Raw genomic sequence first — 9,490 nt, 5'->3', positions numbered from 1 at the left:
AACAACCATCGTGCAGTCCCCAGCCGAGCTCGAGCTCGCCGAACTCCTGATCAGCAGCCTCAATATCGAAGGCGTGAATGCCGATGCCATCGACCCTGATGCGCCGCTTTTCGGCGAAGGGGAGCTTGGCCTCGATTCAATCGATGCGCTCGAGCTGGCACTTGCGGTCTCCAAGCATTATGGATTCCAGCTGCGTTCCGACAACCCCGACAACCGCCAGATCTTTGGCAGCCTGCGCGCACTCTCTGCACATATCGAGAAAGAGCGCGGCTGAACAAATCCGTGCGGCTGCATTCGCGGCAAGGTTCCTGAAACAGAGCCGATCCGGCGCGCGGGTTCCGATTACTGCTCCTGCGTTACTGCTACGTTGTTGGCATCGTCCAGATGGAATCCGCGAATACGCAGGGCGGGACCTCGCCAGGCCAGCGCTGCAGCGTGTCCGGGTGCGGGCTCGAAGCGGTGCAGTTGCCAGTCACGTGTCGAACCGTCTGCAACATCGAGGGCCTGCAACGCGCCGGCCTGGCCATCGGGTCCGAGATCAAAGCGCAACCGATGCAGGCCGAACGACAGGCCCAGCCCGAGTGCCTTGAGCACCGCTTCCTTGCCGATCCACAGGCGCATGAAAGCGGGTCCCTGGATTTCAGTGTCGAGTCGCTCCAGCGCCCGGGTTTCTTCCACGGCATAGAATCGCCGGGCAAGCTCCAGCGGCGCATGCCGGCGTGCCAGGGCATCAACATCGACGCCAAGTTCCTGCTCTTTCGAGAAAGCGAACAGCATGCAACGGCCGCCGTGGCTCAGGTTGAAATGCGGGAATCCAGCCTCCGGCAAGTAGGGCTTGCCGTGCTCGCCACGCTGCAGAGGAGGCGGCACGGCACCGCCGTAGCGGCCAAGCAGGCGCAGCAGGTGCGCACGCGCACGACTCGAAATGTCGCGTGGCGCAATGGCTTCATCAACGCGCCAGAGCCACAGGTGTACTTCATCTGCCGACAATTCAAGATTTTCCGGCGCCTGCGCGAAATCGAGCGCCGTGAATCCGGGGGAATCGACTGCCACCTGATCTGGCTTCGTGCGGTCCACGTGAATCAGGCCTGATCCACGGGAGTGGTCCCGCCGCTGAATTCGACCCGCGCCTGATGCCGCCGCGCAGCACGCTCCTTGCGCCCGCGCGACCACGAAAACAGGCTGCTTACCGCGTAAATCAGCTTGAAAACATGGAATCGCCGCAGGACCGGCGCACTGTCGAAGACGTCTCCGGCCAGCATCGAAACCATTCCTTCTTCTACGCGCCAGTAGTTGCGGGGATTCGCAAACAGGGAGCGCATGGTCGGTGAATTGAAGCGCAGGATGAACCAGGAAAAGAACCTAACGCCGCGTCGGATGCGCCGAACGTAGGCACGCTGCAGGGGTTTTTCCGCCGCGGCATCCTGCAGGCAGGCGTCCACCAGGCTCGCCGCAGCCATCCCGCTTTGCATGGCCAGATACACACCGGAAGAAAACACCGGATCGACAAATGCCCAGGCATCGCCGGCCATGATCCAGCCCGGTCCGCACATGCGCGAGCACGCATAGGAGTAGTTGCCGGTCACACGCACCTCGCCGTCAATGCGGGCCCCCGACATGCGCTCCCATGCTTCCGGCATGCGCTCCAGAGTCTGCATCAGGAAAGCCTCGCTGCTGCCCTTGCGCTGCTTGAGGTACTCCGGCCAGCACACGCAACCTATGCTCATGATCCCGTTGCGAAGCGGGATGAACCAGCACCAGCCCTGATCGAAATGGTAGATGCTGATATTTCCGGCATCCTCGTCTGGCCGCCGTTCCACCGCCTTGAAATGCGCGAAAATGGCTGCGCTCTGATGTGCAGCATTCTTTCGCTTGAGCTGGAATTTCTTGCCGAGCACGGTATCGCGGCCGCTGGCATCGACCACATAGCGCGCCCTGATCGACCGTTCATTTCCTTCGGCGTCACGCGCGACAGCCCGAACCGAGCCAAGTGCCTCCACTTCGACCGACTCCACGCACACCTGCTCGCGGGCGTCGACTCCCTTTGCGCGCGCATTCTCGAACAGGATCTGATCGAACTCTTCGCGCTTGACCTGATAGGCGTGATCCGGCGAATGTCCCAGGGCGCGCCGGAAATGGAAAGTCTGGTAGCGCCCTTTGGCAGCAGGAAAGTCTGCCCCGAGCTTGAGCACGCCGATAGCCTTGATCTCCTCGAGAACACCGAGCGTTTCGAGGATCGGCAGGTTGCACGGCAGCAGCGATTCGCCGATGTGGAAGCGTGGGTGCTGTTCCTTCTCCAGTTGCAGCACCTGCCAGCCCTTGCGCGCCAGCATCGTCGACGCGGAAGACCCGGCCGGCCCGCCACCAATCACCAGCACATCGCATTGAAGTGGTTCTTGCATTCGGTGTGTCCAAGTAGCCGCTGACCCTGGCCAGCGTGGTACCGAACTTTTCGGTACTGCAACCAGATCTGTCCATCATGTTACATTTCCGCCCCATTCCCTTGGCGATCGCCTCTTTTTACGCGCTTGAATCGCCCTGCAGACATGCGTTGCCAGTCCGCTCACGCGTTGCCGACCCCGGCATGGCGTCGCCTTGTCGTGGTCGCGCTTGTCGCAGCGTATCTCGCAGTTGCCCTGACTGCGTGGTCCAGTGGAAACGATCTGCTTGTGGCGTTTTGCGTATTTGCCCTGATCACTGCCGTACTCGCGCGCAGCCTGGTCGCACGCAAGCCCTGGGCCTGGCTGAGCTGGACAATCCTGAGTGCGGGCCTTCTGGCACTGACCTTGAATGGACACGGGCGCATTGCCCTGGATCTGGTGCCGGTGGCCATCAACCTGGCCCTGGCGGCCCTGTTCGGAGTGTCGTTGCGCCCAGGGCGCACGCCGCTGATTGCGCGCGCCATCAGTGCGATAGAAGGCCCTGAAAGACTGGTGCTCCCACGCGTTGCAGGCTATGCGCGCATGCTGACGGGAGCCTGGATGGGCCTGTTCCTGACCCAGGCTGCCGTGTTCAGCATCATGCTCGCATGGTGGCTACCCCGCGTCGCCGCGGATACGAAGCTGCATGCCTGGGGCACCACTTATCTGCACGTCGGAGGTCTCCTTTTGCCCGCCTTGTTCATGGCCATCGAGTTCGGATTCCGCCGCTGGTATCTGCGCCACATCCCGCATCTCTCCCTGCTTGATTTCATGCAGCGCCTGGTGACCAACTGGCCTGGCCTGCTGCGTGAATCGGCAACAAGCGACGACAAGGAGCATTGAGCCATGCAACAGGAAGGCATCGAGTTCACCGAATCGGTGAGCATTGCCGCCACGCATCCGTGTCTGCCGGGCCATTTCCCGGGCCAGCCCGTCGTTCCTGGTGTGGTCTTGCTGGACAGGGTCGCCGCTCGACTTGATCGCGAGGGCATGGGTCCGATCCAGCGCATCGCTTCGGTCAAGTTTCGCGCGCCCCTGTTGCCAGAGCAGGAAGCGCAGATGCACATCAGCGTCACCGAAGGACGACTGCGCTTCCGCTTCGTGCGCGAGAATCACATCCTGGTCTCGGGCGAGGGAGAACTAGTTTGAGCGAACACTGGAGTGAGCATCGCGAGGGCGGCGGGCGCTTCGCACTGTGGCTGATCCGAACCATAGGCCTGACCATGGGGCGCAGGGTGGGGCGCTTCTTGCTGTATCCGATCACGCTCTACTTCTTCCTCAGGCGACGCGGCGAGAGGAGAGCTTCCTACGAATATCTCGAGCGCATTTTCGGCCGTCCTGCATCAGCCTGGATGGTGATGCGCCATATCCATTGCTTTGCCGCGACCATTCTTGATCGCCTCTATCTGCTTACCGACGATCTGCGCAAGTTCGATGTTCGAGTGTCTGGCCTGGACGAACTGCACGCAAACATGCGGCCGGATCGCGGCATGCTCCTGTTGGGCGCGCACGTCGGCAGTTTCGAAGTCTTGCGCGTAATGTCGCTGCAGCGCCCAGACGTGAAGATGCGCGTTGTGCTGAATACCCAGCAGACCCCGGCCATGACCGAGTTGCTGCACGCGCTCAACCCGCAGATAGCAAACAACGTGATCGACGCGTCAAGGCCCGGGCACGAAGTCGTATTTGCCCTGCATGATGCAATGCTGGAAGGTGCACTGGCGACCCTGCTGGGTGATCGTGCGCGGCCTGGGGAGAAAACCATCGTGGTTGATTTCCTGGGGTCGCCGGCCCACTTTCCTGTAGCGCCGTTCCTGATCGCAAGCATGCTCAAGGTGCCGGTCGTCCTGTGCCTGGGCATGTATCGCGGCGGACGCTGCTACGATCTGGTCTTCGAGCAGCTGGCTGAACAGCTCGACCTGCCACGACGCGGCAGGGAGCCGGAACTGCGTGCATTCGTGCAACGCTATGCTGAGCGGCTTGAACATCACGTCCGCGCCCACCCTTACAACTGGTTCAACTTCTATGACTTCTGGAATCTGGAATCGCCTCGTGACACGCAGCCTGCCGTGGCTGATGCTGCCTTGTCTGGCGAGCGCGGCTGAGATTGATCCGCTCGCCCTGGTCGCGGGTCTCCAGCGCGAACTCCCTGCACGCACCGCCTACACTGAAGTCCGCTTCTCGCGCATGTACGATCGCGCGGTGATAGCGCGTGGCGAACTCGAGTATCTCGGCCCGGGACAACTCGGCAAGCGCGTCGACACGCCCTACGAGGAAACGACCACCATCGCAGACGGTCAGGTGACCCTGCAGCGCGGCGACCGCAAGCCGCGCCAGATCTCGTTGAAGCGCGTTCCCGAGCTGGAAGGATTCTTGCGTGGGTTCAGCGCACTGCTCGGCGGCGATGCAGAATCACTGCAGCGTGATTTCGAATTGAGCGGCAGCGGTGATTCGGAACAATGGCAGTTGCGTCTGGCACCCAGCGACAAGCGTCTGCGCAAGCGCATAGACGCCATCGTGGTCGATGGCAGCGGTGACAATGCCAACTGCTTCAGCATCCTCGATGCCGACGACGATGTCAGCGTCATGATGGTCGAAGAGTTGGCTTCGGCGGCGTTGCCCGAACCACTGACCCTGGCGAATATCGAGCTCGCCTGTCGCGGTGGAGTCGCCGCGCAGTGACTGACAGGCTGCGGCGCTTCGCACTGCTGGGGGCGTGGATAGTCACGCTGGTTGCCGTTGCCGCCTACACCGCGCACACGCTCAAGATCAGCACCGATCTGCGCAGCTTCATGCCTCCGGCGCAGAGTGCAGACCAGAAGCTGTTGATGGAGCAAATCGGCGAAGGCCCCGGTTCTCGATTGTTGCTGCTCGCGATCAGCGGCGCGGAGGAATCACGACTTGCCGAATTGAGCCGCGCCTTCAGTGCCGAATTGCGCGAGGATTCGAAATTCACCCAGGTCATCAACGGCGAATTCGATGCCGGCATGCTCGATGAGGCACTGCTGCCGTACCGCTATCTGCTGACGTCCAGCTTTGATGACGAGGCGCTCGATGCGAACCTGCTCGCTGACGAACTGAACCAGCGTGTCGAGGATCTTGGATCGCCGGCCGCAACCCTGCTCAAGCCGATCCTGGCGCGCGATCCGACCCTGGAAATCATGAAGCTGGCCGAAAGCTGGTCGCCTCCCAGGCAGCCATTGGTTCGCGACGGCGTCTGGTTTTCACCCGAGAACGAAGCCTTGTTGCTTGCCCAGACCCGCGCACCCGGTTTTGATCCCGAAGCCCAGGGCGTGGCCATCGACGCGATCCAGTCAGTCTTCGATTCCATAAAGGACGACGATGAGGCCGCGCAGCTTGTCATCAGTGGTCCGGGCTATTTCACCGTGCTGGTCAACGCGAGCACGCGTGGCGAATCGGAATGGCTGGGCCGAATCAGCACAGTGGGTTTCATTCTCCTGCTGCTTTTCGCCTATCGCAGCGTCGCCGTTCTGGGACTGGCCGCATTGCCAATTGCCTCGGGCGCTCTTGCAGGCGTCGGCGCGATCGCCCTGGTATTCACCGAGATGCACGGCATTACCCTTGCCTTCGGCTTTACCCTGCTCGGGGTCGCGCAGGAGTACCCGATTCGCCTGCTCAGTCATCGCCGCGCCGGGGAATCCGCACTCGAAAGCGTGCGTCGCCTGTGGCCGTTGCTCCTGACAGCGATTGCCTCGGCCTGTATTGCCTATCTTGCATTCTTCGCATCCGGCGTGACTGGACTCATGCAGCTTGCCGTATTCACGATCAGCGGATTGCTCGTGGCCGGGTTCAGTACACGCTACCTGCTGCCGCGTGTGCTGCCCTTGAGGTTCCGCGATGCAGCCGACACACCCGGGCTCGGCGCAATCTGGAACTGGCTTGAGGCACTGCCGCGCCCGCGCTGGTTGCCCGCGTTGCTATGCGTGGTCGCGGCGATCATGTTGTGGGCCGCTCCAACGCCGTTCTGGCAGAACGACCTCGCAGCATTGACGCCGGTGCCACAGGATCTGATGCAGCGCGAAGGGCGATTGCGTGCAGCACTCGGTGCGCCGGATGTCCGCTACCTGCTGATCGTCGAAGCCGAAGATGCCGAAGGCGTGCTCGAACTGTCCGAGCAGGTCGCGCCTCGCATTGATGCTCTGGTTCAACAGGGTGCATTGGCTGCCGCAGAACTGCCGAGCCGCTACCTGCCCAGCCTGGCCACCCAGCGTGCACGCCAGCAGAGGCTTCCGCAGCCTGCCGAACTGGATGCCATGCTCGATACGGCCAGCGCAGACCTGCCATTTCGTGCTGGACTGTTCGCTCCTTTCCTCGCCGATGTCGAGACGGCCCGCGGACTTGATCCATTGACGCCCGCCGTGTTTTCCAGCTCGCCGATCGGCGCACGCATGGAAGCGATGTTGATCCAGCGCGAGGGGCACTGGCTGGGCCTCGGCACGATCATCGGCATGCAGGATCCGCAAGCGTTCGAAGCGCTCGCATTGGAAACCGGTGGGGCGGTTCGACTGCTCGACCTCAAGGGCGCTTCCGAATCCCTGGTGATTTCCTATCGTGAGCGCATTCTGCAGGCATTCGTGATTGCCATCGTGCTGCTGGTCATCACGGTGTTCATCGCGTTCCGTGATGTTCGCCGTGCCTGGCATGTGCTCGCGCCCATGACGCTGGCCACGATTCTCGTGCTGGCGGTATTACGGATCAGCGGATTTTCATTGTCCCTGTTCCACCTTGTCGCCCTGACCCTCGCCGCCGGACTCGGTCTGCACTACGCATTGTTCTTCGAGCGCACTACACCTGATGCCGCTGAAGCCAGGCGCACCTTGCACGCGACCCTGGTCTGCGTCATTTCCGCCTTGCTCGTGTTCGCCCTGCTGGCTTGGTCTTCGTTGCCGGTGCTGCGCGCCATTGGCCTCACGGTCAGTCTCGGTGTCGGCTTCCACTTCTGCCTTTCGATCCTGATGGCGCGCAAGGGAAAATCCGCTGGTGCTGGATAAATCCGACTGGGGCCATCTGATCCCACATCAGGGCACAATGTGCCTGCTGGATACCGTTGTTGCGTGGACAGCCGAATCCATCCACGCCCGCACCGACTCGCATCGGCGCGCCGAGAATCCTCTGCGCAGCGATGGAACGTTGCGTGCCGTGCATCTGTGCGAATACGGTGCACAATCGATGGCCGTGCATGGCGCCTTGCTCGCGCGGGATGCCGGAACCGGCGCGGCACCCGGTTTCCTCGTATCACTGCGTGCAGTGAACCTGGCTCTGGCTCGAATCGATGAATTGGCCGGGCCGCTCGACGTGTTCGGCGAACGCCTGCTGGGCAGCGAGGCGAGCTGGCAGTACGCTTTCCGCATCGAACATGCCGGCGCCGAGATCGCATCGGGCCGCGCTGCGGTGATGTTGGTGCAGGAATAGGGAATAGGGAATATTCAAGAGACGGCCGTAGGAGGCGGCCTCAGCCGCCCCCCCCAAGAAAAGCAAGGCCGCGCCACAAACCCGCAGGTTGGTGGTGAGGGCAGCGAACCCCAACGCTGTTGGGTCAGATCGCAGATACGAACCAGAGACCATCTGGCTGTTGGGCATCGCTCCGCTCAGCGCAACCAACGAGACACCCAATCGCGCCACAAACCCGTAGGTTGGAGGTGAGCGCAGCGAACCCCAACGTTGCCACGGCGCAGGCACGATCGCGACGTCTTGCTATCCTGCTCCATTCACATGAACCTCTGCAGCATCAATGCACGGAGCCCAGGCATGAACACGACCCCACTTCGCGCACTGGTCACTGGTGGCAGCGGCGATATCGGCAGCGCGATCGCGCGTGGTCTCGCTCGCGATGGCCACTTCGTCATCGTGCACGCCAACAGCAATCTCGATCGCGCCGAAACAATAGCCACGGAGATTCGCGAAGCAGGCGGGCAGGCCTCTGCAATTTCATTCGACGTCACCGATGCGACGGCCTGCAAAGCTGAGGTCGAAACCCTGCTCGCCGACGGACCGATCCCGATTGTCATCAACAATGCCGGCATCCACGATGATGCGCCGATGGCCGGCATGAGCGAGGAACAGTGGCGGCGCGTGATCGATGTGTCCTTGAACGGATTCTTCAACGTGACCCAGCCGCTGCTGCTGCCGATGGCGCGTGGACGCTACGGTCGCATCGTCAGCGTGTCCTCGGTTGCCGGCGTACTTGGCAATCGCGGACAGACCAACTATGCCGCCGCCAAGGCAGGCTTGCATGGTGCTTCGAAGTCACTGGCCCGGGAGATGGCATCGCGTGGCATCACGGTCAACGTTGTCGCGCCCGGAATGATTGAAGGCAGCATGCTCGGCGAACTGTATGACCGCGCCCAGATCAAGGCCATGGTACCCGCAGGACGCCCCGGAACTCCCGAAGAAGTGGCTGCCTTGGTGTGCTTTCTTTGCAGTCAGCCAGCCGCCTACGTCAACGGCCAGGTCATCGGCGTCAACGGCGGCATGGGCTGAATCCCGCCGCACGAGCACGTCGGCGGCGTGGCGGGAAGGCCAGAACTATTCGATGTCGAACGTCTGCAGAGTCACCGGCGTCGTACCGGCGAACGTGACTTCGTAATCGAACGCCGCATTGTTGTCGAACGTCGACAGCACATAGACGCGAGTCGCTCCACTGGGAATGCTGATGCCGGTGAATGATGGACAACGGTCGGTGGAGCCATTTGTGTCGTCGTTGAACAACAGGCAGTTCGTCAGCGGTGCAGCCGGGTTGAAGCTGCCAGCGTACTCGACGAGGACAGGGTCAATCACCGTACCGCAGGCAGCCGAGGGATTGCCCTGCTGGGCAAGCCGGATATTGAGCGTGGCCGCACTCGCACCGCTGTTGGTCAAGGTAATCGTGTCATACGAAACAGCCGTGCCAACGCCCGACAAGCCCGCACAGGAAACTGGCCGGTTGAATGTCGAATCCTGCGCATCAAACGAACCGACGATGTTGGCAGGGGGGGTGCCACCCGGATAGTCGACCACGGTATTCGTGCTGACACGGATGACGGGATCAACCGGCGCGCCGGCGCGTACGGAAT

Annotated in this window: 11 protein-coding genes; 8 read left to right on the top strand and 3 right to left on the bottom strand. The window is 62.0% G+C overall.

The window, feature by feature from the left end; genetic code table 11:
• Positions 1 to 7 precede the first annotated feature (7 nt).
• Positions 8 to 274 carry a phosphopantetheine-binding protein gene (locus tag WBP53_RS00815; protein WP_423924964.1) on the top strand — a complete coding sequence of 89 codons (267 nt, stop codon included), beginning with the start codon at positions 8 to 10 and terminating at the stop codon, positions 272 to 274.
• A 68-nt stretch (positions 275 to 342) separates the two neighbouring features.
• Here WBP53_RS00815 and WBP53_RS00810 read toward each other — a convergent pair whose 3' ends face one another.
• Positions 343 to 1,053 (bottom strand): 4'-phosphopantetheinyl transferase family protein, encoded by a 711-nt coding sequence (locus WBP53_RS00810; RefSeq protein ID WP_423924962.1) that lies wholly within the window; start codon positions 1,051 to 1,053, stop codon positions 343 to 345.
• Positions 1,054 to 1,082: 29 nt separating this feature from the next.
• Positions 1,083 to 2,402, bottom strand: coding sequence for an NAD(P)/FAD-dependent oxidoreductase (locus WBP53_RS00805; RefSeq protein WP_423924960.1), 1,320 nt, complete (start codon positions 2,400 to 2,402; stop codon positions 1,083 to 1,085).
• Between the two features lie 144 nt (positions 2,403 to 2,546).
• On the opposite strand from WBP53_RS00805, the gene WBP53_RS00800 reads away from it, so the two are divergent.
• The 7 genes from WBP53_RS00800 (at position 2,547) to fabG (ending at position 8,918) form a co-directional block, all read left to right on the top strand.
• Positions 2,547 to 3,263, top strand: coding sequence for a xanthomonadin biosynthesis protein (locus WBP53_RS00800; RefSeq protein ID WP_423924958.1), 717 nt, complete (start codon positions 2,547 to 2,549; stop codon positions 3,261 to 3,263).
• A gap of 3 nt (positions 3,264 to 3,266) precedes the next feature.
• Positions 3,267 to 3,569: a hydroxymyristoyl-ACP dehydratase gene (locus WBP53_RS00795; RefSeq protein WP_423924956.1), complete on the top strand. Its 303-nt coding sequence runs from the start codon at positions 3,267 to 3,269 to the stop codon at positions 3,567 to 3,569.
• The gene (locus WBP53_RS00790) at positions 3,566 to 4,522 is read left to right on the top strand and encodes an acyltransferase (protein WP_423924954.1); all 957 of its coding nucleotides are present in this window, start codon (positions 3,566 to 3,568) and stop codon (positions 4,520 to 4,522) included. Before WBP53_RS00795 ends, WBP53_RS00790 begins: the two co-directional genes overlap by 4 nt.
• Positions 4,470 to 5,099 (top strand): LolA-related protein, encoded by a 630-nt coding sequence (locus tag WBP53_RS00785; protein WP_423924952.1) that lies wholly within the window; start codon positions 4,470 to 4,472, stop codon positions 5,097 to 5,099. Before WBP53_RS00790 ends, WBP53_RS00785 begins: the two co-directional genes overlap by 53 nt.
• Positions 5,096 to 7,429, top strand: coding sequence for an MMPL family transporter (locus tag WBP53_RS00780; protein WP_423924950.1), 2,334 nt, complete (start codon positions 5,096 to 5,098; stop codon positions 7,427 to 7,429). Before WBP53_RS00785 ends, WBP53_RS00780 begins: the two co-directional genes overlap by 4 nt.
• Positions 7,419 to 7,850 (top strand): phosphotransferase, encoded by a 432-nt coding sequence (locus tag WBP53_RS00775; protein ID WP_423924948.1) that lies wholly within the window; start codon positions 7,419 to 7,421, stop codon positions 7,848 to 7,850. Before WBP53_RS00780 ends, WBP53_RS00775 begins: the two co-directional genes overlap by 11 nt.
• A 336-nt stretch (positions 7,851 to 8,186) precedes the next feature.
• The gene (gene fabG, locus WBP53_RS00770; RefSeq protein WP_423924946.1) at positions 8,187 to 8,918 is read left to right on the top strand and encodes a 3-oxoacyl-ACP reductase FabG; all 732 of its coding nucleotides are present in this window, start codon (positions 8,187 to 8,189) and stop codon (positions 8,916 to 8,918) included.
• Positions 8,919 to 8,963: 45 nt separating this feature from the next.
• On the opposite strand, the gene WBP53_RS00765 is transcribed toward fabG, so the two are convergent.
• A partial coding sequence (locus WBP53_RS00765) for a hypothetical protein (protein WP_423924944.1) occupies positions 8,964 to 9,490 on the bottom strand: 527 nt, incomplete at its 5' end.

Origin of the sequence: Dokdonella sp. (assembly GCF_049593775.1) — a bacterium.
GTDB lineage: Bacteria > Pseudomonadota > Gammaproteobacteria > Xanthomonadales > Rhodanobacteraceae > Dokdonella.
This window is presented reverse-complemented; position numbering and strand designations above follow the sequence as displayed.

Excerpts from the sequence above, each read along its gene's own strand:
- WBP53_RS00800 (WP_423924958.1), top strand. The coding sequence starts at position 2,547 with ATGCGTTGCCAGTCCGCTCACGCGTTGCCGACCCCGGCATGGCGTCGC.
- WBP53_RS00805 (WP_423924960.1), bottom strand. The coding sequence starts at position 2,402 with ATGCAAGAACCACTTCAATGCGATGTGCTGGTGATTGGTGGCGGGCCG.
- fabG (WP_423924946.1), top strand. The coding sequence starts at position 8,187 with ATGAACACGACCCCACTTCGCGCACTGGTCACTGGTGGCAGCGGCGAT.
- WBP53_RS00795 (WP_423924956.1), top strand. The coding sequence starts at position 3,267 with ATGCAACAGGAAGGCATCGAGTTCACCGAATCGGTGAGCATTGCCGCC.